Here is a 23,527-nt window from a genome sequence, read left to right as displayed (position 1 = left end):
CCCGACACCAGTACCCCTACGGCTGACGAGCTGCCGGTGGGCGGCGGAGCGCCAGCGCCCACCGAGCCCGCCCCGGACACCGTCGCACCGGAGGTGCGCGAGGCGGCGGCCACCCTCTTCCGGGTGATCCGTCCGGAGCCGCGCCTGCGCCTCGGCGCGGTCGAGGCCTTCTCCCTGGCACCCTTGGTAGCCGAGTGGCTGAAGCGCGACGGCACCGAGGTCGACCTCGCTCACGCGCTCCTGCCGGGCCTGCCCGCCCAGGTGCATGCGCCGGTGGCGCTGCTGCGCGACCGACTGGCCCGCAAGCTCCCACCCGCCCGGCAGCCCGCTGCTGCCCCCACGCCAAGGTGGCACGAGTGCGCCCAGTGCGCCGACCCGGCCCCGCAGCCGGGATTCTGCCGCACATGCGCGGGCCTCGCCGCTCACCGACCCGCCGCCGGCACCGGCAGCGCGGTGACCAAGCGTGGCGCGGCCCTGGTCAGAGCTGCCCTACGCGGCACCCAGCTGGCAACCGCCCCGTCCTGACCGACGCCCCTTCCTGTCGCCCGGTCCCTGGGCGGCAGGGGACAGGCGGGCCAGCCCCAGGGCCGTGAAGAAACTGAACGCCGGGCCCGTACAGAACTGAACGTGCCCAGTGTTCGGAGATTGGCGCCCCGACCAGGCAGCCACTCCTCCGCCGTTCCTTCAGGGAACACAAGGCCGTTCCCCGAAGGAACAAGGGCGGGCGTTCCCTGGGGGAACGCCGCTGGCAGGCCCGCCCTGGCACACCCCGTCTCGTGCCGTCCATGCCGTATAGCCGCAGGTCAGCAGTCATCTGGCCAAGACGGCACGGCGTCCCAAGGCGGATAGCCATCCGTCTCCGCACGCCAGCGAGGGCACGGGCGGCCACCGGCGGCAGTCCGCCAAGCCGCCGTCGCCGCCCAGGCCCAACTGCACCCGGCGGACGCCGGGTGCACGCCAACGGACGGCGTGAAGACGCCACGCCAAAGCCCTGCCGTACCGGCTCTGACCTGCGACGCCAACGGCAAGACGGCCAAGACGGATCACCACACACCACCACCAGACCTCACCCCGAAGGGGACGCCCACACCCATGTCCGACACCGCGATACCCACACCCCCGACCACGCTGGCTGGCCGTCACCGCGCCACCTGGTGGGACCGGCTCGCCATCGTCCTGCTCGGCCTCGCCGGATGCGCCCTGTCCTACGACGCCCTGCGGCAGATGGCCACCGCCGTCCACGTCCGCCCCACCCTGACCTACTTGTTCCCCGTGGTCATCGACGGCTTCATCGCCTACGGGGTGCGCGCCCTGCTGGTCCTGCGAGAGGCCCCATTGCCCGCCAGGTTGTACGCGTGGGGGCTGTTCATCGCGGCGACCGCCGCGAGCATCTGGGCCAACAGCGTCCACGCCCTGGACCTGAACCGGCCCGGAACGGTCACCCTGCACCTGGGCGACACCACCGTCACCGTCCTGTCCGCCATCCCGCCCCTCGCCCTGGCCGGGGCGACCCACCTGCACCTCCTGATCAAGCGATACGGCGGCACCCCCGCCGAGACCGCCCCGGCCCCGGTGCCCGCAACCCCCACCGGGGTTCAGGACGGTCCGCAACCATCGCCCACGCAGGCGGCACAGGTTCCGTACAACGCCTCCGCCGCCCTGCCGGTAGCGACCCCGCCCCTGCCGCGGGCCCTGCACGCCGTCGCTCCCGCCGTCCACGAGAGCACCGCCTCGCCCTCGGCCGACGGAACCGAGCGCGAAACCGGGCACGGCCGTGAGGACGATCCGGTCGACGCCGACGGAGACCCCGCCGAGGACCACGAATCCGCAGACCAGGACCCGCGAGGGGATTCGGGACAGCCGCCGGTGACGAGCCCTGGTGGACGCCCCGCGCTCGCCTCGATTGCCGGGCTGGCCGACGTTATCGCCGCCGCCCACCCCGAAGGTTCCGGACTGACCCGCGACAGCGCCCGCAAGGCCGTCACCGACGCCGGACTCGGTGCCGGCACCGAACGGCTCGCCGAGGCCATGGCCCTGGTCCGGCAGCGCAGTGAGGCCCGCCAGCACCCCGCCGACTGACCTCGCCGCATGGCGGCTGCCCGGACCTGAACCGGTTCCGGGCAGCGCCCTCTTCCCCGCCAGTACCCGAGAAGTCCGGCTGAGCCAAGCCGCCGACTGTCCGAACACTCACCCCCAGCCCATGCACCCCAGCACCGACAGGAGCCCCCGCCCCTCGTGAGCCGCAACCCCTTCTCCCGCAAGACCCGCACCACCCAGGCCCCGCAGCCGAGTAGCCTCTCCACAGCACAACCGCCCACGCTCGACCGCGGCATCAACGGGGACGGCCTCCCCTCGACCGCGGAGCAAGCTGGGGCGAAGTCCACATCGCCTGGGGGCGATGCGGACTTCGCGCTTGTGCCCGCCCCGGCGGGGGCGGGCACCGGCCCGGCCCACGGGGCCGGGACCGGAGTGGAGGGCGGGTTGGAGGCCGAGCGCGGCCTCCACCAGGACCAGCCCGACGACGACGCGCGCTTCGCGCCGACCGTGACCCCCGCCGAGTTTGTCCACCACGGCGTTGCCGCGAACGACGTCCCCGCGCCCGACCACGACGACACCGTGCCCGGTGCCGAGCGCCGCCGGCGCCTGAGCGACGTGCTCTACCGGCCGCGCTCGGGGACCAGGCGCTCGGTGCAGCTGACCTGCTCGGCCGAACCGGCGGAACGGGTGTTCCTCAAGCGCGCAGCACGCGAGTCCGGTCGCAGCCTGTCCGGCTACCTGATGGACGCTGGGCTCGCGTTCGCACACGCTTACCTGCCTGACCAGCGTCCCGAGGGCGTGTCGGCGCTTCCGTCGCCGCAGGCCGTCCAGGACCTGATGGTCCTGTTCGGGAAGCTGCTCCGGGAGTTCCAGCGCGTCGGCAGCAACCTGAACCAGCTGATGCGTGCCGTGCACTCGGGTGTGCTGCCCGATCGCGCCGAGGAGATCCTGGACGAGCTGCACCAGGTTGCGGTGCTGGCCCGCCGCGCCCTGGAGCAGGTCCTGGCCGGGGGTGGCCGTCGTGGTGCCTGACGTCTCCACCGGTGACCGCACCCGCGGTCTGCTCTCGTACCTCTTCGGTCCGGGCCGCCGTGACGAGCACACCGACCCGCACATCGTCGCCGCGTTCGCCATGCCTGGCCTGACTGACCCCGGCCGCGTCCCGCTCGACCAGCACCAGGCCGCCCTCACGGAGCTTGCCGACTACCTTGACCAGCCAGTCCGGCTGCGCGAGCAGCGCCTGGGCAAGAAGGTGCCGCAGCACGTGTGGCACTGCCCCGTCCGCACCGCACCGGGAGACCGCTACCTCACCGACGAGGAGTGGGCCGAGGTCGCGCGCCGCGTCGTCCACGCCACCGGCATCGCGGAGCACGGCGACGACGCCGCCTGCCGGTGGATCGCCGTGCGCCACGCCGAGGACCACATCCACATCATGGCCACCAGCGTCCGCGAGGACGGCCGCCGACCCCGGAACAAGGGCGACGGCCGCCGCGCCCAGGCCGAATGCCGGCGGATAGAGGCAGAGCTCGGGCTTAGGCGGCTCAAGTCCGGTGACGGCACCGCCCCGAAGACCCCGACCAGCGCGGAGCGTGCCAAGGCGCAACGCCAGGGACGCGGTACCCCGGTACGGCAGTGGCTGCGCGAGCACGCCTACGCCGCCGCGGCCGCAGCGCGGGACGAGGCCGAGTTCTTCGCGGTGCTCACCGCGCTCGGCGTGAAGGTCCGGCCCCGGGTCGGCCCCGAGACGGGCCAGGTCACCGGCTACAGTCTGGCCGCGCCCGGCGACACCAGCAGCGCAGGGGAGCCGATCTTCTACAGCGGCTCCTCCCTCGCACCCGACCTGTCCCTGAACCGGCTCCGCGAACGCTTCACCCCTGCCCCGGAGGAGACGGTCGTGCGCGTGGACCGCCAAGCCGATGCGGGCGGCTCCTGGCGGCGTGCCGACACCGAACTGCGCACCGCCCACGCCTTCGTCATCGCGGCGACCGACGGAACGGCAGGGGAGGACGTCTACGCCCAGGTCCAGGCGCAGGCGGCGGCGTTCGCCGAGCTGCTCCACAACACCGCCGCCGCGGCACCGCGCCAGCTCCGCGCCGAACTGCGCGCGGCAGCGGTCGCGTTCGGCCGCGCCAACCGCTCGGCAATCCGGGCCGAGCACCGGGCCGCCGACGCCCTGCGCCAGGCCGGAAGGGCGCTGCTGACCGTGCCCGGCAGCAAGGACGGCGACGTCGTCACCGCCGCACTCGTCTCCGCGGTCTTCCTGCTCATCGCGCTCGGGGAGTGGCACACCCAGCGCGGCCACCAGCAGCAGGCCGCAGCCGCCCGCCAGGCCCTTGCCCACCTCCGGACCGCCCAACAACAGGCCGCCCAACCCCGACTCGCACAGCTTACCGACCGCACCCCCAACCGAGAGGAGGCTGACCGGCTCGCCGCCGTCGTGCAGACGGTCGTGCCCGAGCACGCCCAGCGGATCCTCACGGACCCCGCCTGGCCCGCCCTGGCCACCACCCTCGCCCAGGCCGAATCCGCCGGCACTCCAGCCCGCCGAGCCCTGTCCGACCTGACGGGGCAACGCGAACTCGCCACCGCCGACCACCCCGCCGAAGTCCTCCTGTGGCGCCTGCACAACCACACCGCCGACCAGATCAGCCGCCGCACCAGCGCCGCCACCCACCGCAGCGCCGCCCGTCGAACGCCTACGACGCCCGGCCCCGGAGTCGTGCCTGGCCAGCCACGGCACAACGACGCTGACCACCGACGCCGCACCCGGTGATACAGAGAGCGGAGCCGGGCGGACGGAGAGATTTCACCGCGAAATCCGCAGAGATTTCGTCGCGAAATCCCAGGCGATTTCGCGACGAAATCCCGTCGGCCCGTGACCGGCGAGCGTCCCTACCCCGCGCAGACGCGGGGTAGGGACGGGCACACACCTACCCCCCGAGTCCTTCCATGGCTGGCCAGCGGCCTCGGCAGAGCCGCAGACCGGCCGATGCACCCCGGCGACAGGGCCACCAAGTCGTGTACATACCCTCGCTGGATGCACCGCCAGCACCAGCCAATCCCCGCCAGGGGTCTCCGCCCCTCCGAACGCCAGGACGACCTACGCTGCGTCCTGGACGCGGGATGGGTCCAGCTCGACGACCTCCACCCGCAGGAGCGACGGCGCGCCGCCAGGTTCTACGCCGACCGCGCTCCCGGGCACCAGTACCTCGCCGGGGTCCAGCACGCAGCCCAAGCGGTCTGCGAGCGCTGGACAGGCAACCGGCCGCACCCGATGGGCTCCTCCTACGCCGGCACCGCCCTGGACAGCTCGGACATCGACCTCTACGCGCCGATGCCCAACCGGTGCGTCGGCCTGGGCGACCTCCGCGAACTGCTCGCCGGACGGGCCGCCTACCGCAAGACGCGCCCGGGGCCCACCGGAGAGGACCGGCACCTGTTCAGCTACACCGAGGGTGCCACTCGGATCGACCTGAACTTCGTGCCGCCCTCCGACTACCGGCTCGCGTTGACCGTCGTCCAGGAGATCGCCGCCGGGCTCACCACGGAGGACCGCATCGCGCACACCTGGATCAAACACCTCCTGCATGAACAGAGCGAAGAGGAGGCGTATGACCACTGGAAGACCACGATGCGACTCCGCACGTCCCCGACGCTGAGGGCGCTCATGGCGTCAGGGGGAGTCGGCCGCATCGCTGCTATTCAACAAACTGCCAGTTCAAGAGGCTGCAGTTGAGCAAGGCACGTGGTTGTGTCCTTTGAGGTGGTGTACGGGTTCTGCCTGATCCGGGGGTTTGCTTCGGCGTCGGAATGAGTCCTGGGATAGAAGAACGGCCACCGGCTGATCCTTCAAGACGACCAAGTCACGAAGGAGTTCAGCACGATGACCGCATCTGACAGTGTGCCCCTGCATGCCCTCACCGAGGAGAACATCGCGTCGGCGAGTCCCGATCTGCTGCGCGCGATGGTGAAGACCTTCGCGGACGCGTTGATGTCCGCGGAGGCCGACGCCGTCTGCAACGCCGAGTACGGGCAGGTCAGCGACGAACGCGTCAACCACCGCAACGGCTACCGCCCGCGCGAGTGGGACACCCGCGCCGGCACGATCGAGCTGGCCATCCCGAAGCTGCGGCAGGGCAGCTACTTCCCCTCGTGGCTGCTGGAACGGCGTCGGCGGGCCGAGCAGGCCCTGATCTCGGTGGTCGCCACCGCCTACCTGCTCGGGGTCTCCACCCGCCGCGTCGAGAAGCTCGCCGAGAGCCTGGGCGTCACGCAGCTGTCGAAGTCGCAGGTCTCGGCTATGGCCCGGCACCTGGACGAGCAGGTCACCGCCTTCCGCAACCGGCCTCTGGACGCCGGTCCCTACGCGTTCGTGTGGGTCGACGCGCTGACCCAGAAGGTCCGCGAGGGCGGCCGGATCATCAACGTCCACGCGCTCATCGCGGTCGGCGTCAACGCCGACGGTCACCGGGAGATCCTCGGTATCGACGTCGCCACCGCCGAGGACGGAGCCGGCTGGCTGGCCTTCCTGCGATCGCTCATCGCCCGCGGCCTGTCCGGTGTCCAGTTGGTCGTCTCCGACGCCCATTGCGGGCTGGTCAACGCGATCGGCGCGGTCCTGCCCGGTGCCGCCTGGCAGCGCTGCCGCACCCACTACGCCCGCGCGCTTTTGACGCAGGTGCCCAAGTCCGCCCAGCCCTGGGTCGCCACCCTCTTGCGGACGGTCTTCGAGCAGCCCGACGCCGACGCGGTCCAGGCCCAGATGACGCACGTTCTGGACGCGCTGCAGGCCAAGTTCCCCCGCGCGGCCGAGCACCTGGACGCCGCCCGCTCGGACCTGCTTGCGTTCATCCCGTTCCCGCGTGAGATCTGGCGGCAGATCTGGTCCAACAATCCGCAGGAGCGACTGAACAAGGAGATCCGCCGCCGCACCGACGTGGTCGGCATCTTCCCCGATCGCCAGGCCGTGATCCGCCTGGTCGGGGCGGTGCTGGCCGAGCAGAACGACGAGTGGACCGAAGCCCGCCGCTACATGGGTCGCGACCTCCTCACCAAGGCCCGGCTCCACCCGATCGAGTCAGAAACCGACGACTCCCAGCTGCCGACCGAACTCACCGCATAGCCTCAAAACTGGATCACCGAGTGGCCACCGCTACACCACTCCCGAGGACGTGACCAGGCACGTCTGTTGTGTCGCAACGCCCTGGTGCAGCGGCGATCAGGGCCAGGCCCATCAACGGCTGCGTGCGGGGGTAGGCACGGGCGCCGGCCGCCAGCCATCACCGACGACATGCTGCACGTCGCGCTGCGGGGCCAGGCCCTGGGCGAGTCCGTCGTTATCTGAGGTTGCCAGGAGGTTCCGCGGGTCAGGCGGCACCTGATGCCGTGAGGCACATCAGGTACACGTAGGGGGATTCGTCACCTTGGGCAGTGTCGCGTCATCAGCCCTGGCTTACCCCATTGTTGACGCTTCGTATTCTATGACCCCTTCTTCCCAAGCATGTCGATCTTCCATTGCAGTTTCATCGCGGAATCCTGAAAGGTTGCTCAAATCCAGGGCGGACGCCTCATCACGTGACGACGCATCACTCATACCGAAGTGGGCCGATTCACCTTTCGATCTGACTCTGCGTAAGTGGACGTTAAGAGCCCGGCAGACCGCCAAGGCCGGCACGTGATCACATCTGCACTGGTCAAGGGGATTGGCGGATAGTGCGTGGGAGGATCGGCGGCTGCGCGTGTGAGTTGCACATGAGCATCGTGTGACCGTTCTGACTCTTCTTTGAAGGGGTTCGCTTCGTGCTATCTCGTAAGTTCGCCGGCGGGCTGATAAGCCCACCGGTTCAAGTAGCGGCCTCGGCGGTTGTAGCCGCCGCCTTGGCCGCAACCGTCCTGGTCGCGATTACCCCGGCGGCGTCCGCGGCCTCCGCGACGGTGAAGCTGGGTCCAGCGCAGGCTGCTGACGAGGCGTCGGCCGCGCTGGCTGCGCGGCTGCAGAACCGGCGGATCGAGGTCCTGAACGACCGCACTGATGCCTCTCAGACGTTCGCCAACCCGGACGGCACCTTCTCCTACGAGGCGTCTGCGCAGCCTGAGAGGGTCAAGCAGGCAGGCGTCTGGAAGGATCTGGACGCCACCTTGGCCCAGGGCAAGGACGGCTCCTGGTCGCCGGCCGTTTCCGAGTCGCCGCTGGTGCTGTCGGGTGGCGGCAGTGGCGCGTTGGCGACGATGACGGTGGACGGCAAGCAGCTGAGCCTGACCTGGCCGAGCGCGCTGCCGACTCCGACGGCCTCGGGTTCGACGCTCACCTACGCCAACGTCCTGCCCTCGGGCGTGGACCTGCAGGTCACCGCCACGCCGGCGGGTGGGGTCGAGGAGACCCTGGTCATCAAGAACGCCACCGCTGCCGCGGACCCGGCTCTGGCGGATCTGCAGCAGAGCGTGTCCGCGAGCAACGGCACGGTGGTCTCGACGGATGCGGGCGGGAACCTGACGGACACCGCCAGCGGCGGCGGCCTGCTGGTGAACGCGCCGGCTCCGGTCATGTGGGATTCGGCCACCACCACGGATGTCACCACGGCGCCGTCGGACAGTCCCAGCCCGGCCGCGAGCAGCACCACGTCGGCTGGCGGCACCCAAGCCGCCGCGGGACTCAAGGTCGCGCTGGCCTCCCTGAAGCACCCGGCCACCAAGTCGACTGCGCGTGTCGCTGGTTCGCACGCCCATCAGGCGCGGGTGAAGGCTTCGTTCAAGGATCACAAGCTGCACCTGGTGGCGGACAAGTCGCTGCTGACGGCGAAGAGCACCGTCTTCCCGGTATTTGAGGATCCGGCGTTCGTGCCGCACCCGGCGAGCGGGTCGACGCTGCATTGGGACGAGGTGCAGCAGGCCTACCCGACCACCTCGAACTACGACGCCGCCCCCGGCACGGGTCTTGCGGTCGGTTACCAGGGCTTCTCCTCGCCGACTGGGGTCGAGCGCACTTACTACAACGTCAGCATCCCGAGCAGCATCTGGGGTGCCAAGGTCCTGAGCGCCACGATGAACACGGCCGAGACGTACTCGGCCAGCTGCGGCAGCACGGCCTACTCGGTCCAGGCGTGGTCGACGAACACGATCAACTCGGGCACCGACTGGAACAACGCCCCGGCGAAGGTGACCGAGCAGTCGGCCACCAACTTCGGGCCCGCCTGCAACGGCAACGTCTCCGGGTCGTTCAACTTCCTCAACCAGGTCACCAACGCCGCCAACGGCAAGTGGGCGAACATCACCTGGGTGCTGGTCAACTCCAGCGAAACCGACGACACTCAGCTCAAGCGCTTCGCGGACAACCCGACGCTGAGCATCACCTACGACACCCCGCCGGCGACCCCGACCGGGTTCTCGGCCTCGCCGACCGCGACGGCCGGCTACACCTCCAGCCACACTCCGACCCTGTCCGCGTCCGCGACGGACGCCAACAGCGACACGGTGCGGCTGGACTACCAGATCCTTTCCGGCGCCACCGTCCTGGCCTCCGGGTCGTCCGGGTTCGTCAACCCCGGCACCGTGGGCACGTGGGCGGACACCACCTCGCTGGCAGACGGCTCCTACACCTGGCAGGTCCGCGCCTACGACGGCAGCCAGTACTCTGCTTGGTCCGCCGCGCAGCCGCTGACCGTTGACACCACCGCCCCGGCGAACAGCTCGGTCTCGTCCACGGACTTCCCGGCCAACACCTGGTCTGGCACCCCGGACGCGAACGGCAACTTCACGGGGTCCTTCACCATCACCCCGCCCTCCAGTGACGTGGCCGAGGTGGCCTGGGAGCTGGACAGTGGAGCGTGGAACTACACCCCCACCACCGGGGCGGCGTTCACGAAGTCGCTGACCTTCCCCGCGGGCAAGCACGACCTGGTCGTCAAGACCCACGATGCGGCGGGCAACCTCGCCTCGGGCTATTACTACTACTTCTACGCCGGCTCCGGCGCGGCGTTGACCGCCCCGGCCGCGGGTGAGCGCCCCGCCCGCCGCGTCGGCCTGATGGCGCAGGGCCAGACCTCCTACACCGGGGTCACCTACCAGTACCGGCTCGGTGAGACCGACACCTGGCACAACGTGCCGGTCGCCAACGTCACCAAGAACTCCGACGGGTCCACGCTCACCGCCTGGCCGGTCCCGGTCACCGGCGGTGCCCCGGCAGCGCTGACGTGGAATATCACCGACACCCTGTCCCAGGACGGGCCGGTCGATGTGCGCGCGTACTTCACCGACGGCACCAACTCCGCCGGGTCACCGGCGACCACGATCACCGTGGACCGCAACGCCGGCACCGCGCCCACCGTGCAGGCCGGGCCTGCGTCGGTGAACTCGCTGACGGGTGACGCGACGCTGTCGGCGACCGACGCGTCCGCGTTCGGCCTGACCGTGTCCCGTACGGCCTCCTCGCGCCGCCCGACCCTGGGTTCCTCGCAGAGCGGCCAGGCGGCGATCTTCGGCCCGCAGTGGAGCTCCGGCACCACCGCGGAGGTCACCCAGTCGGACTGGTCCTACATCACCCAGACCTCGTCGACGGCCGTGTCGCTGGTCGACGTGGACGGCAACCCGACCGGGTTCACTGCCACCAGCGCCGGCGGGTGGAAGCCCGAGCCGGGCGCCGAGGACCTGACCCTGACCGGGTCGTTGACCGGTTCGTTCACGCTCAAGGGCACCGACGGCACCACCACGGTGTTCACCAAGCCCAGCGGGGCGAGCACCTGGCAGGTCACCAGCACCTACCTGCCCACCTCCAACTCCACCACCACGGTGGTCCCGCAGACCGTCACCGTAAACGGCTCCACCCTGGTCCGCCCGCAGTACGTGATCGCGCCCACCAGCGCGGCGACCGCGGCGACATGCCAGACCACGCCGTCCACCAAGGGCTGCCGGATGCTGGAGTACGACTACGCGGCCACCACCACCGCCACCGCCAGCACGGTTGGTAACTACGCGGGCCAGGTGCAGCAGATCAAGCTGTGGGCCACCGCCCCCGGCGCGAGCAGCGCCACCGCCACGGTCATCGCCCAATACGACTACGACAACAACGGTCAGCTGCGCGATGAGTGGGACCCGCGCGTCAGCCCCGCACTGAAGACCAGCTACGGCTACGACAGCGCCGGCCGGATCACCAGCGAGACCGATCCGGGCGAGCTGCCGTGGACCTTCACCTACGGCCAGGTCGGCACCAGCGCGGTCGCCGGTCCCGGCATGCTGCTGTCCGCGTCCCGCCCGACCCTGGTCCAGGGCTCGAACACGCAGACCGACGGCGGAACCGCGGCCACCACGGTCGTCTACAACGTGCCGCTGACCGGCAGCTCGGCTCCGAACGCCATGGGCCCGACCGACGTGGCCGCCTGGAACCAGTCGGACGCGCCGACGGATGCCACCGCCGTGTTCCCGCCCGACCAGGTCCCCGCCTCCAGCGACGGATCCACCCTCGGCGCGGGGGACTACACCCGGGCGACTATCACCTACACCGACGCCTCGGGCCGTGAGGTGAACACCGCCACCACCGGCGGCCGCATCACCACCACCGGCTACGACGCCTACGGCAATACGGTGTTCTCCCTGACGGCGACCAACCGTCAGCTGGCCACCAGCAGCTCCGCCTGGGCGGTCACGCAGCGGCAGAGCCTGGGCATCGACAACCTGTCCACCTCGGACCGGGCCGCGCAGCTGGCCACCGTGAGCGTCTACAACGACTCCCCGGTCGCCACCGACGCGGGCACGGACAAGAACACTGACCCCGCGACCGCGGGCCAGCGCATGCTGGAGGAGTACGGGCCGTTGCACCAGGTCAACCTGGCTGGCACGCTCAAGGCCGCGACCGGCGGCACTGACCTCCCGGCTGGCAGCGTGGTGTCCGCCCGTGAGCACACGGTGAACACCTATGACGAGGGCCGGCCCACCGACGGCACCGCCAACGCGGCGAACAACATCACCACCACCGTGGTCGGGGCGTTCGTCGCCGGCTACCCCGGGGACGGTGACGTGCGCACCAGGGCCACCGGATACGACTGGGCCAAGGGCCTGGTGACCAAGACCGTGACCGACCCTGCAGGACTGGCGATCACCCGCACCACCGGCTACGACAGCCAGGGCCGGGTCATCTCCAGCACCATGCCCAAGTCCAACGGCTCCGACGCTGGCACCACCGTGACGACCTACTGGTCCGCGACCGGCACCGGCGCCTGCCAGGGCCGACCCGAGTGGGCCGACCTGGTGTGTTCGGTCGGGCCCGCCAGCAGCATCACCGGCGGCGGCTCCAACCCCAGCCAGCTGGCAACCAAGACCACCACCTACGACCAGTGGGGCAACCCCGCCACCGTCACCGACACCGCCAACGGCGTCACCCGCACCACCACCAACACCTACGACAGCGCGGGACGCCTGACGCTCGTGTCCGTCACCGGCGGCACCGGCACCGCTGTCGCCGACACCAGCACCACCTACGACCCCGCCACCGGCAAGAAGGCGACGGTCACCGCCGGCGGCAAGACCATCACCTACACCTACGACGCCCTGGGCCGGCAGACCCAGTACACCGACGGCAACGGCGGCGGCGCCAACACCAGCTACGACAGCAACGACCGCCCCGTCACCATCTCCTACGCCAACAGCACCACCAAGACCTACACCTACGACACCACCGGCGAAATCGCCTCGACCGTCGACTCCGTCGCCGGCACCACCACCGCCGACTACGACTACGACGGCCAGATGTACGCCGAGCACCTGCCCGGCGGCATCACCCTGACCATCCTGCGCGACCAGACCGGCCAAATCACCGGCCGCGTCTACAACCGCGACAGCGACGGCACCGAGGTCACCTCCGACATCGGCCACTACAGCATCCAGGGCCAGGAACTCACCCACACCGATGACGCGGGCCTCAACGCCGACCAGGCCTACACCTACGACGCCGCCGGACGCCTGACCAACACCGACGACACCGAAGGAACCACCACCACCCACCGCGCCTACAGCTACGACGCGAACAGCAACCGCACCGGCCTGACCACCACCGTCGACAACCCCGACGGCTCCGCCGGCACCCCGGTCGCCACCGCCTACACCTACGACAGCGCCGACCGCCTCCAGACCCTCGGCGGAACCGCCGTCAACTACGACGCGTTCGGCCGCACCACCAACCAGGCCGACGGCAGCACCCTGGCCTACTACACCAACGACCTGGTCCAGCAGGAAACCGCCGGCACCAGCCGCCAGACCTGGAACCTCGACCCCGCAGGCCGCCTGGCCTGGTGGACCACCGAGACCAACAACGGCGGCACCTGGACCCAGACCGGCCTCGGGACCAACCACTACGCCGACGACAGCGACAGCCCCGACTGGACCGTCGAGGACACCGCCGGCGACATCACCCGCAACGTCCAGGGCATCGACGGCGACCTCGTCGCCACCACCGACGCCACCGGCAACACCGTGCTCCAGCTCACCAACGTGCATGGCGACGTCACCGTCCAGTACCCCCTGGACACCACCAAGAACCCGACCGTCCAGGCCAACGACGAGTTCGGCAACCCCATCGACAACACCGCTGCCAGCCGCTACGGCTGGCTCGGCGGCAAGGAGAAGTCCAGCCAGACCCCCAGCGGCCTGACCCTCATGGGCGTCCGCCTCTACAACCCCCAGACCGGACGTTTCCTGCAGATCGACCCCATTCCCGGCGGCAGCGCCAACGCCTACGATTATGCAGATGCCGACCCAATCAACAGGTTCGACCTTGATGGGCGATGCTGGGACGGATTTGGCTGGTTCTGCAGTGCCTGGCATTCGTACGTCCATTTCGAGACGTGGTACTGGGGATCAGCCTGGTACTATTCCACCTGGTTCGACCGTTGGGTGTGGCACTGGGCAATCAGCTACGCACACAAGCGAAAGTCGCAAAGCACTGGCAAGGCTAAGCTCCCCAAGCACGAAAAGGGAGAGCGCCGGACTGGTCGGGACCAGGGCGGCGAGAAGGGCGACGCGCGAAGGACGGGAAATCCAAATAAGAGGAACGGGCGAGGCGGTGGACGCTTCGTCTTGTAATAAGGCCAAGTAGGTTGAGCTGGCGCCTGGCTCCTGGCAGCCAGGCGCCAGCTCACCCCATCCCACCCCCGTCCATTTCCCCCGAACTCATGAAATCCCGCGAAAGGACGAATTAATGGAAGACGAGAAGGTTGACATCTCAGTGGGCCTGCCTGGGGCGATGATCCACCCACTGCCAGAGGATTGGGAATTTCTCGAAGCCTTCGTTCTCATCAAGGCGAGAGATGAGGATGGGGACTTGACATGGTCGTTCCGAACCACGCGACAGATCGATCCGTATGAACTGCTCGGGGCGCTGACTGTTCAGCTGGAAGTTCTAAAGCGGCGCCTCACGGCAGGATGGGACGTCGATGACGAAAGCGGCGATGAAGCATCCGACGACAGCGAATAGCGAGCCATCGCCTTCTCTCAGCGAGGCTCTCCGGTCGTGCTTCTTCTTGAGCTCCAGCGGTAGGGGTTTTCCTGGCTGGCCCCCTCCAGTCTGAGTCGACAGCCCACGGCAGGCTGCGAGGACCGCCACGAAGGAACGGCACGCCACGAGTGAGCCCCGGCCTTGAAGCCGATTCCTCCTGGCCCACAAAGGGCGACTCGTTCCACGGGGAGTCGCTGGGCACAGCGGCGACGGGGCCAGTGAGGTGTCCACGGCCTGAGCCAGCCTTTCGGGCAGAGGTCGACTGTCCTAAATCGGCTCAGCCGTGGACTCTCGCCGGGCCACGGCGCCTAGCCCGGCGAGAGTCCGCTTGGATGCCGGAAGGGGTGTGGGTCGCGGTTGCGGAGCGTCGTCCAGTTTTCCGGATGTGAGCGTGTTCGAGGTCGTCGTCGGGGATCTTGGTCGCGAACTCGTCCATCAGGTCCATGCGGATGTTCGTGACGTCGAGCCGGTGTCCTGGCGAAGATGCAGGGCGAGCGTGGTGGTTTGGTGCTCGGTCAGTTGAAGACGAGTTCGCGGAAGCGGTTGCGGACCGTGGTCAGGGGCTCGCGGTCGCGGGTGTAGTAGAGCTTGTTGGTCAGCAGGACGGCCCAGGTTCCGGTCTTGGGTGAGATCCACATGCCGGTGCCGGTGAAGCCGTAGTGGACCCAGGTCTGTTCGGCTGGTTCGGTGCCGGGGGCGGGGTGCCAGAACAGGCCTCGGATCGGTTCAAGGGATCCGGTTTGGACGGTCAGGGACTCCTGGGTCCACTCGGGGCCGAAGCCGGGACGGTTCGGGGCGGTGGCGGGGTTGATGAGGTAGCGCAGGAAGGTGGCGAGGTCGTCGAGGACGGAGAAGGTGCCGGCGATGCCGCAGACGCCGCCGAGGAGGCGGGCGGAGAAGTCGTGGGCGGTGCCTTTGAGGTGGGCGTCGGTGTCCTGGTCGAGTTCGGTGGGGGCGGTGCGGGCGGCCAGGTCGGCGGGCAGCGGGCCGAAGCAGGTACCGGTCATGCCGAGTGGAGCCCATACACGGGTAGTGGCGAGCTGATCGAGGGGCTGTCCGGATCGGTGTTCGGCGAGGTAGCCGAGGATGAGGGCTGCGCGGTCGGTGTACTCGACAGCCTTACCCGGCTGGCGGTGCAGGGTCTCCGTCAGCACGCCCGCGCGGACGGCGGCAGGGTCGGTGCCGTACAGGTTCTTGAGCTGGGCCCGCAGCGGGACGCCGGCGGTGTGGGTGAGGAGCTGGCGGGCGGTGACCTGGCCGAGCGGGTAGCCCGTTACCTCGGGCCACAGACCGTCGAGCGGTTCATCCAGGGGGAGACGGCCGTCTTCCCACAGGGATCCGATGGTCGACCAGACGGCGAGGATCTTGGTGAGGCTGGCGACGTCGAAGACGGTGTCCAGGCGCATCGGCTCATCGGGCCGGGTGGGGTCGAGCAGACCGACGGTGCCGTTGGCGTGGGTTCCGGCTGCGTCGCCGACTGCCCACACAGCACCGGGATAGGTCCGTTCGCGGACGCCGTCGTCGAGCAGGGTGTTGATGCGGTCGGTGCTGGGTGTCATGGTCTTCCCGGACTCCTCGGTGGTGTGCCGCCTCGGCCAGCGTAGTGACGTGACGCGGCCGGGGCGGGCTGCGGCACGGGCCGCCTCAGGTCAGTTGCTTGCCGAGGCCGGTGAGCGCTGCGGCGGTGGCGCTGAGCGGGTAGCGGGCCGCGTTCGCTCGCCCCGCGGCCCGCAGGACAGGCAGCAGGTCGGCCGAGGACTTGAGCCGTTCCAGGTCCCGGGCCAGGGCCCGGGGGTTGGTGAAGTCGGTGGCCAGCGCGGATGTGCCGAGCGCGTCCCGTAGACCTGCGACGGGTTGGTAGGCGACGGCCAGGCCACGGGCCTGGGCTTCGAGAGCGACCAGGCCCATCGCCTCCAGCGTGGTGGACGGCATCACGAGCACGTCGTGCTCGTCGAACACCTTCCACAGCTGCGGTCGGCGGAGCCAGCCCAGGTAGCGGGCGTGGACGCCGAGGCGCTTCAGCACTGGGGCGAGGGTTTGGAACTCGCGGTGTGGGGCGGCGATCGACAGTTCGATGCCGGAGACGGCGGCGAGCGCTTTGACGAGGTGGTCTCCGCCCTTCTCCGTGGTGAGTCTCCCGGCGTACAGCAGCCGTAAGAACTGGCCGGGTCGGCGCGGTCGCCGGGGCGTTGGTTCGGTGGCCAGCAGGTGGTCGGGGATGCCCCAGGGGATGTGTTCGATCTTGCGGCGGTCGGTTTGCGGGGCGAACCGCAGCAGCCGGTCGGCCATCGCGCCGGTGGGCACGACGATGGCGTCGGCGAAGCGGGCGGTCTCGCGCAGGACGGTCAGCTGGTCGCGGTGCGTCTCGGCGAAGAGCAGGTCGGTGCCGTGCACGAGGGCGATCCGGGGGTGGAGCGGCAGGGCCCGCATGAGGGCCGGGGTGGCGCCGAAGGCGAGGTGCTGGAGGTGGACCACGTCGATGGAGGCAGGTTCGAGGGCTGCGGTCAGGGCCCTGCGCAGGCGGACGATGTACTGGCGGAAGGCGGGGCCGTCCAGGCACTTGCCGCCGACCGCGAGCAGGTCCAGTCCGTTGATGGGGGCGGGCCGTCGTCCAGGGGGCCGGAGCATGAACGCGCGGGCGGGGACGAGCGGCTGGGGTCCCGTGTAGAGGTCGAGGAAGAGTTCGACGCTGCCGCCGGGGCTCCGGGCGGGCAGGTCGAGGAAGGTCGCCACTTGCTGGTTCATGCGGCACCTGCCGGGTTCTCCTCGTAGAGGCGGGAGATGTCGATGCCGTCGGTGGTCGTGTACTTGCGGCCGAGTCGTTGGTAGCTGGCCGGGGCGCCGAAGGTCTGCAGGAAGACGAGCTTGCCGAACGTCATGCCGGGGTAGACGCGGACGGGTCGGGCGGCGCGGATCTCCAGGGTCCAGCGGATCGCGTGGCCGGCGTGGCCGAGCGGGGCGGAGACGTGGACCCAGATGCCGAGGCTGCCGGTGGTGCGGTCGCCGTTGAGCATCTGCGCGTACCGCTCGGAGCCGGTCCGTTCCAGCGTCACCCCCAGGTAGAGGACGCCGGGTTGAAGGACCAGCCCGTCCGTGGGGATGGGCGTCTCGGCGTAGGGGGTGGGGGCGGCGGCGTCCAGGTCGCCGTCGCACACTCGCAGGGTGTCGCCGAGGCGCCAGTCGTAGGCGTTGGGCGAGAGCCGGGCCTGGTCGAAGGGGTCGATGTCGATCTCGCCGCTGGCGACGGCCGCGGCGATGGCGGGTCCGGTGAGGATCATCAGGCCACCGCCCCGGCAGCGGTCTGGTCGCGCCAGTAGCCGGAGGGCTGCGGGCCGAGCGCGGCCTGGTACTTGCCGGTGTACAGGTCGACGGGGCCGACGGAGACGAAGAACATGATCTGGCCGATCTTCATCCCGGGGTAGACGCGCAAGGGGCGGGTCGGGGAGAGCATGAGGGTCCACTGGCCGTGGAAGCCGATGTCGCCGATGGGGGCGGTGATCTCGACGAACAGGCCGAGCCGGCCGACGGATGAGCGGCCGAACAGCAGTGGTACGAAGGTGTCGGAGCCGACCTCTTCCAGGGTGTGGCCGAGGTAGAGCTCGCCGGGCTGGAGCACGAACCCGCCTTGGTCGATGCTGGTTTGGCGGGTGGGGTTGGGATGATGGGCGTCGATGACGGGCTCGGTGTAGGTCAGCAGGGTCTGGCCGAGGCGGACGTTGTAGCTGTTGGGGTTGACCTGGCCTTGTTCGAACGGGGTGATCCGCAGGCGGCCGTCGCGGACGGCGGCGGTGATCTCGGGTCCGGTGAGGATCACTGGGGGTCTCCCTGGTTGGTGAGGACGCGGTGGATGGCCTGGCCGAGGGTGAGGCGGGCCTCATAGGGGCGGCCTGCCAGGAGGCTCTCGGCGAGGTAGCCGGTGGTCACCACGGTGTGGACCCCGGCGGGCAGCGGATCGGGTGCGGTCACGAGGGGACCGGCCCGGGCCGTGAGATGCGCGAGCAGGCCGGGGATGTCGGCGGCTGCGGCTTCGGGTAGGACCGCGTGGACGAGCTGGTTGGCGAACGGCTCGATGGACAGCAGGTCCGCAAGCCTCAGTTCGTCTCCGAGTGGGACCGGCCGCAGTGCGGTCTCGTTCAGCACGACCGCCGCCTGGCCGGGGCCGGTGTGCAGGTGCTTGGCGATCTCGGCGAGCAGTTCCCGCCGGTCCGGCGTCCGTTGCCGCCACCGGAGGCCGATCGGCCCCTTCGGGGCGGCCAACTGCTCGCGCAGGTCGGCGATCCGCTCGCCGATCGCTTCCAGCTCTGCGGGCAGGGCGGCCGTGCTGGGGAAGGGGCAGGAGTGGGCCGCCCAACCGTGGGCGACTGACTCTGCGAGCGCGAAGCCGCTGGCGAGCTCACCACCCTTGACCACGAGGGTGTTGCCGACCGCCGTGGGTGTGTAGTGGCCGCTGTGGCAGTGCCCGGCGAAGATCACGTCGAGGAAGGGGCACTGGTCGGCGAGCAGCAGGTCCTGCTCGAAGCCGGAGTGTGACAGCAGCACCCAGGAGTCGGCCTCGTGATGGTGTCCCAGCATCAGCTGGACGAGCGCGTGGGCGGGGTCGGTGACCTGGTGTCCGGCCCGGTCGGCGGCGGGGATCGCCGAGAACGCCTGCGGAGAGATGACGGAGGTGACCGCGACGCGCCGGCCTGCGATGTCGGCCAGGTGCAGGCGGCGGAACAGCGGTTTGCCGCTGTCGTCGTGCACGTTGGCGCACACGGTCAGCTCGCGCAGGCCCGGTTCCAGGTGGTGCCGCCAGCCGTGGTTGCCGGGGGCGATGACGTCGTAGAGCGAGGTCAGGATCTGCTTCTCGATGCTGCCGCCGCCGAGCTGGTAGTAGCCGGACCCTTCGAAGAAGTCGCCGCAGTCAACGAGCAGCGAGTGCTCACGCTCGGCGTGCAGGTGGGCCAGCAGCGGTGTCGCGGCGCCGAGGGCCGAGTGCACGTCGGTGGTCGCGGTGATCCGCTCCAGTCGCCGGGTCATCGTGTGACCTCCGTGATGTCGGCACCGAGGGTGCGGAGCTTGCCGGGCAGGTCGGCGTGGCCGCGTCGCAGCTGGTCCAGACCGGTGACGGTGGTGGCCCCGCGGGCGGTGAGGGCGGCGACCAGGAGGGCGGAACCGGTGCGGATGTCGGTCGCGTTCACCTGAGAACCGGTGAGCCGTTGGGGCCCGGTCAGGCGGCACTGGGTGGACGAGAGTTCCTTGATCGTGGCGCCGAGGCGGGCGAGCTCGGGCAGCAGATTGCTGTGCCGGCCGGGGTTGATGGAGTCGGCGAACAGGTGGGTGCCCGGCAGGCCGAGGGCGAGCGCCAGCAGCGGGGGTTCGAAGTCGGCGTCCAGGCCGCCCGGCGCCAGAGAGGCGACCGCTCGGAGTGGCTGTCCGGAGAGCTGGCCTCCGCCCGGCAGGACCAGGGCGTCCGGAGTGGCCAGGGCCGGGATGCCCGCCCAGTTCAGGAGTTCGACGACCGGGGCGACGTCTTCGCCGTGTACTCCCTCGATCCGGCCGGTGCCGCCAGTGGCGGTGATCGCGCAGGCCAGGGTGCCTGCCTCGATCTTGTCGCCGGGCACCTGCCAGGACACCGGCCCCATCGTGGCCGGCCGGAATGGTTCGACGACGAGCCGGTCGGTGTCCAGGTCGGCCCGCCATCCGGCCTGCCGCAGGGCGGCGAGCATGCCGGTGAACTCCGGGGAGTGGTTGGGGTTGCCCAGCACGAGGCGGTGGCCGCCGACGACCGCGCGGAGCACGGCCACCACGCTGGTGCCCCGGGAGCGGAACGGCAGGTCCAGCAGCACCTCGTCCGGGTCGTGCTCGGCGACGGTCACCTGGTAGCCGTGGTCGTCGACCTCGACCTTGTCGCCGAAGGCTTCGTATGCCTTGAAGTGCTGTTCCATGCCCCGGTCGCCGATGCGGCAGCCGCCGGGCCAGGGCAGGCGGGCCGTGCCGGACGCGGCCAGAAGGGCGGGCATCAGGTAGTAGGACGCGCGGATGCGAGCCGCCCCGGGCAGGTCCGGCACCGGCTGGTGGCCCGTGACGGGCATCAGCGTGACGCTGTGCGGGTCGTCCGTCGGCCGGGCCATGGGGTGGCCGATTTGCTGGATCAGCGCGAGCATCGCGTCCACGTCCGCGCTGTGCGGCACGTTGGACAGCTGGACCATGCGGTCGGTGGCAGCGGCGGCGGCCAGCAGCGGTAAGGCGGCGTTCTTCGACCCGTCCACGGTCACCAGCCCGACCAGCGGCGGGCCGGGTCGGACGGTGACAGCGTAGCTGGTCGTCAGGGCGGGCATCATGGCGGGTTTGCCTCCAAGCTGGCGGATATGCGGTGGTGGGTGCGATGGCTGCGGTCCGGCCTGCCCGGCGGCAGCGGGGGAGGTCGCTGGTTCCACCGCCGGGCAGGGGCTGGTGGGGTCAGCCGGTAGGCGGCTGGCCGTGGAGGATGCGGCCGACCGGGACAGTGCTGGTCGGGTCGGACAGGGCCGCAACGGCCTGCTCTAGTCGCCTGGGGTCGGCGTGCAGATGCAGGACGGCGGCGTTGGACAGGGCCTGCGCGAGCAGTTGCTGCAGGCGGGCCTCATGGCGGTGCAGGGCGATCTCGACGGCGGCCTGTTCCAGGCCAGGGATCGCCGTGGTGCGGGTCTTCTGCTCGGGCGGGACACCGAACGTCATCGTCAGCACGAGTTGCCCGGTCTCCGGGTCGAAGCGGACGTCGAACGGCAGCTGCGGGGCGGGCGTGGTCACGATGGTCGCCTTCGTCGAGGGATGAGGGTTGGTGGCGCCTGCCGGCCCGCCCGGGGGGAGCGGGGTCCGGCTGGCACCTGGCGGTCACGGGGCCGCCGCCCGTCCCGGCCTGGTGCGATCCCCAGGCGGCCAGAACAGGCCGTTGAAGGGCGGTCAGGCCGGAGCAGGCAGAGGCGGGAACGAATCTGCGGCTGGCCCGCGGTGGGTCGCCATCGGCCAGTGCAGACGCCCCCTGACCGCGCGGGCGGCTCGCCGCACCGTCGCCGCCCGCACCCGGGTCGGGGCGGCAGGCAGGACCAGGGCGAACCAGACCCGCTTGCCCCGCGCGGTGGGTTCCCAGCCGTGCTCTGCGGCGAGCGCGTGGATCAGCAGCAGTCCGCGACCGGATTCCCTCTCCCAGTCCGCCAGGTCGCCGCCGACGGCCTCGGCGGGGGTTCCGGGCGGCTCGGGAGAGTCGTCCTCGACCCCGACCAGCAGCCGCTGGCCGTCGAGGCGGACCCGGACGGAGATCATCACGCCGGTCGCGTGCAGGACCGCATTGGTGACCAGCTCGCTGACCAGCAGGTCCAGGGTCCCCTTCGTGTCCGCATCGAGCTGGTGGCCCCAGCACTGGACACGGGCGGCGACGCGTCTGCGGGCGACGGCGACCAGGCGGGGCCGACGAGTGAGGAGGAACTCGATTTGGTGCGCGGGCATGGCAGCGGGCCTCCGAGGGCAAGGGGAGAGCGGTCGGCCAGGCCGGGCGGGGCGGGCGAGTTGGCAAATCTGCCGGTCGGTGGCACCCCGCTGGGCTGATAGTTAGTCAACGGCTAGATTCCGGCCGAAAAGAGCTGCCAGGCTGCAGGCCAGGTGTAGGCCCGTGTAGGCCAGAGAGCGGGGTGTCGTGATGCCTGATATGACGTTCGGTCAGCGCGTTCGGGCCGCGCGGATCGCAAAAGGGTGGAGTCAGGCCCAGTTAGCCCGCCGTCTCGCGATCGCCGAAGGTCGAGGTCACGCGGGTCTTGATCGCGGTTCGGTGTATCGGTGGGAGCGTGGGACGCGGATTCCCGACTACTGGAAGCCGTGGCTGGTCGAGGTCCTCGAACTCGACGAGGAACCGGAGCCGGGCCCTCAGCAGCAGCCTGATCTGGGCGTCGATCATGACCAGTCCGGCGATACCGTGGCGTCAGTCATCCAGTTGGGAGGCAGGGATTTGGAGCGTCGGCAGTTCCTCGCCGCCACCAGTGCGTATGCCCTGGCCGCTCTCGCCTTGCCGGATCTGGACGCGATCACCCGCCGCACACGCGCTGCAGCCGCCGGGGGTCCGGTCAACGTCGGCCGTGGTGAGGTGCTGGCGATCCGGCAGATGGCCACCGCGCTCGGCGACACGGCTTCCGAGCTCGGCGGGGGACACGCCCGCCACCTGGCCGTGCGCTATCTGACTCAAGACGTCGCCCCCTGGTTGAACGGCAACTACTCCGAGGCCACCGGCCGCGAGCTGTTCGTCGCGACCTCCCAGCTCGTGCACCTGGCCGGGTGGATGGCGGGTGACGAGGGCAATCAGGGCCTGGCCCAGCAGTACTACGCGCACTCGTTCCGCCTCGCGGCCGAGGCCGGCGACCCCGAACTGTCCGCGACCGCCTTGCGCGGGATGGCCGTGCAAGCCATCGATCTCGGCCACCGCGCCGCCGCCGTCCGCCTCTCGGAGGAGTGTGTGCACTACGCGGCCTCGATCCAGGACCCCAGGGCGGTCGCGTACTACCAGGCGACGCTGGCGAACGCCGCCGCCCTGGACGGTGACCGCCGCACCGCGACAGCCGCGCTGGCCGCCTCCGAGACAGCGATCGAGAACGCGCCGAAGACCCCAGGGGAATCCTGGGCTGCCCACTACTCCACCGGACGGTGGGCCCACGAAACCGGCATGATCCTGGCACAGCTCGGCGACCTGGACGCAGCCCAAGACCACCTCCACCACGCGCTCGACATCCACGGCCTGGACCGCCGCCGGACCCGCGCCATCGTCCTGGCCGACCTCGGCCAGGTCCACCTCCGCCGCGACGACACCGACGCCGCCCTGACGACATGGAACGACTTCCTCGACACCGCCGAGGGCATCCGCTCGGTCAAAGTCACCACCGCCGTGGACGAGATGCGGGCCCGCCTCCACCGACTCCGCGATGTCCCCGCCGCAGTTGAGCTCGACCAGAGAGCCGCCACCCTCCCCTGATCTCGCTCCTTCTGGCCACGGTCGGTGTCCGA

The 23,527-nt window shown here is 70.3% G+C and carries 16 protein-coding genes and 1 pseudogene; 9 read left to right on the top strand and 8 right to left on the bottom strand.

The genetic code is table 11. The features are described 5' to 3' along the window. From TR50_RS39115 to TR50_RS39080, 8 genes and pseudogenes are all read left to right on the top strand, one after another. Positions 1–525: pseudogene (locus TR50_RS39115) on the top strand (hypothetical protein); the annotation flags it as partial. 567 nt (positions 526–1,092) lie between these two features. Then, entirely contained in the window at positions 1,093–2,079 is a 987-nt protein-coding gene (locus TR50_RS48080) for a DUF2637 domain-containing protein (RefSeq protein ID WP_084701759.1), read from the top strand. A gap of 156 nt (positions 2,080–2,235) precedes the next feature. Beyond that, positions 2,236–3,069 carry a hypothetical protein gene (locus tag TR50_RS39105; RefSeq protein WP_152648877.1) on the top strand — a complete coding sequence of 278 codons (834 nt, stop codon included), beginning with the start codon at positions 2,236–2,238 and terminating at the stop codon, positions 3,067–3,069. Beyond that, entirely contained in the window at positions 3,059–4,810 is a 1,752-nt protein-coding gene (locus TR50_RS39100) for a relaxase/mobilization nuclease domain-containing protein (RefSeq protein WP_042434131.1), read from the top strand. The genes TR50_RS39105 and TR50_RS39100 overlap by 11 nt, the downstream gene beginning before the upstream one ends. 264 nt (positions 4,811–5,074) lie before the next feature. Further along, positions 5,075–5,773, top strand: a complete 699-nt coding sequence (locus TR50_RS39095) for a hypothetical protein (RefSeq protein WP_042434118.1) — start codon at positions 5,075–5,077, stop codon at positions 5,771–5,773. A gap of 147 nt (positions 5,774–5,920) precedes the next feature. After that, the gene (locus tag TR50_RS39090; RefSeq protein WP_042434115.1) at positions 5,921–7,159 is read left to right on the top strand and encodes an IS256 family transposase; all 1,239 of its coding nucleotides are present in this window, start codon (positions 5,921–5,923) and stop codon (positions 7,157–7,159) included. Between the two features lie 755 nt (positions 7,160–7,914). Continuing rightward, the gene (locus TR50_RS39085; protein ID WP_052441831.1) at positions 7,915–14,106 is read left to right on the top strand and encodes an RHS repeat domain-containing protein; all 6,192 of its coding nucleotides are present in this window, start codon (positions 7,915–7,917) and stop codon (positions 14,104–14,106) included. A 115-nt stretch (positions 14,107–14,221) separates the two neighbouring features. Next, positions 14,222–14,497 (top strand): hypothetical protein, encoded by a 276-nt coding sequence (locus tag TR50_RS39080; RefSeq protein WP_042434112.1) that lies wholly within the window; start codon positions 14,222–14,224, stop codon positions 14,495–14,497. A gap of 536 nt (positions 14,498–15,033) precedes the next feature. Here the strand turns inward: TR50_RS39080 and TR50_RS39075 are convergent. The 8 genes from TR50_RS39075 to TR50_RS39040 all read right to left on the bottom strand — a co-directional run bounded on the left by TR50_RS39075 (position 15,034) and on the right by TR50_RS39040 (position 21,985). Further along, positions 15,034–16,077 (bottom strand): serine hydrolase domain-containing protein, encoded by a 1,044-nt coding sequence (locus tag TR50_RS39075; RefSeq protein WP_042434109.1) that lies wholly within the window; start codon positions 16,075–16,077, stop codon positions 15,034–15,036. Between the two features lie 85 nt (positions 16,078–16,162). Then, positions 16,163–17,263: a glycosyltransferase family 4 protein gene (locus TR50_RS39070; RefSeq protein WP_042434106.1), complete on the bottom strand. Its 1,101-nt coding sequence runs from the start codon at positions 17,261–17,263 to the stop codon at positions 16,163–16,165. Beyond that, positions 17,260–17,796: a dCTP deaminase gene (locus TR50_RS39065; RefSeq protein WP_042434103.1), complete on the bottom strand. Its 537-nt coding sequence runs from the start codon at positions 17,794–17,796 to the stop codon at positions 17,260–17,262. Before TR50_RS39065 ends, TR50_RS39070 begins: the two co-directional genes overlap by 4 nt. Next, positions 17,796–18,332, bottom strand: a complete 537-nt coding sequence (dcd, locus tag TR50_RS39060) for a dCTP deaminase (RefSeq protein ID WP_042434100.1) — start codon at positions 18,330–18,332, stop codon at positions 17,796–17,798. The genes TR50_RS39065 and dcd overlap by 1 nt, the downstream gene beginning before the upstream one ends. Beyond that, entirely contained in the window at positions 18,329–19,537 is a 1,209-nt protein-coding gene (locus tag TR50_RS39055; RefSeq protein WP_042434097.1) for a metallophosphoesterase, read from the bottom strand. Before TR50_RS39055 ends, dcd begins: the two co-directional genes overlap by 4 nt. Beyond that, a complete protein-coding gene (locus TR50_RS39050; protein ID WP_042434095.1) occupies positions 19,534–20,841 on the bottom strand; it encodes a carboxyvinyltransferase in 1,308 nt (435 codons plus the stop codon). Before TR50_RS39050 ends, TR50_RS39055 begins: the two co-directional genes overlap by 4 nt. 118 nt (positions 20,842–20,959) lie before the next feature. Further along, complete coding sequence (locus TR50_RS39045; RefSeq protein WP_042434092.1) at positions 20,960–21,289, bottom strand: hypothetical protein; 330 nt, start codon at positions 21,287–21,289, stop codon at positions 20,960–20,962. 153 nt (positions 21,290–21,442) lie between these two features. Beyond that, the gene (locus TR50_RS39040; RefSeq protein ID WP_052441830.1) at positions 21,443–21,985 is read right to left on the bottom strand and encodes an ATP-binding protein; all 543 of its coding nucleotides are present in this window, start codon (positions 21,983–21,985) and stop codon (positions 21,443–21,445) included. A 190-nt stretch (positions 21,986–22,175) separates the two neighbouring features. Here TR50_RS39040 and TR50_RS39035 point away from each other — a divergent pair, with 190 nt between their 5' ends. Continuing rightward, positions 22,176–23,495 (top strand): helix-turn-helix transcriptional regulator, encoded by a 1,320-nt coding sequence (locus tag TR50_RS39035; protein ID WP_152648876.1) that lies wholly within the window; start codon positions 22,176–22,178, stop codon positions 23,493–23,495. The last annotated feature ends 32 nt before the right edge of the window (positions 23,496–23,527 follow it).

Source organism: Streptacidiphilus anmyonensis, from assembly GCF_000787855.1.
GTDB classification, from domain to species: Bacteria; Actinomycetota; Actinomycetes; order Streptomycetales; family Streptomycetaceae; genus Streptacidiphilus; species Streptacidiphilus anmyonensis.
The sequence above is the reverse complement of the archived record's forward strand: the minus strand, read 5'-3'. Positions and strand labels throughout refer to the sequence as shown.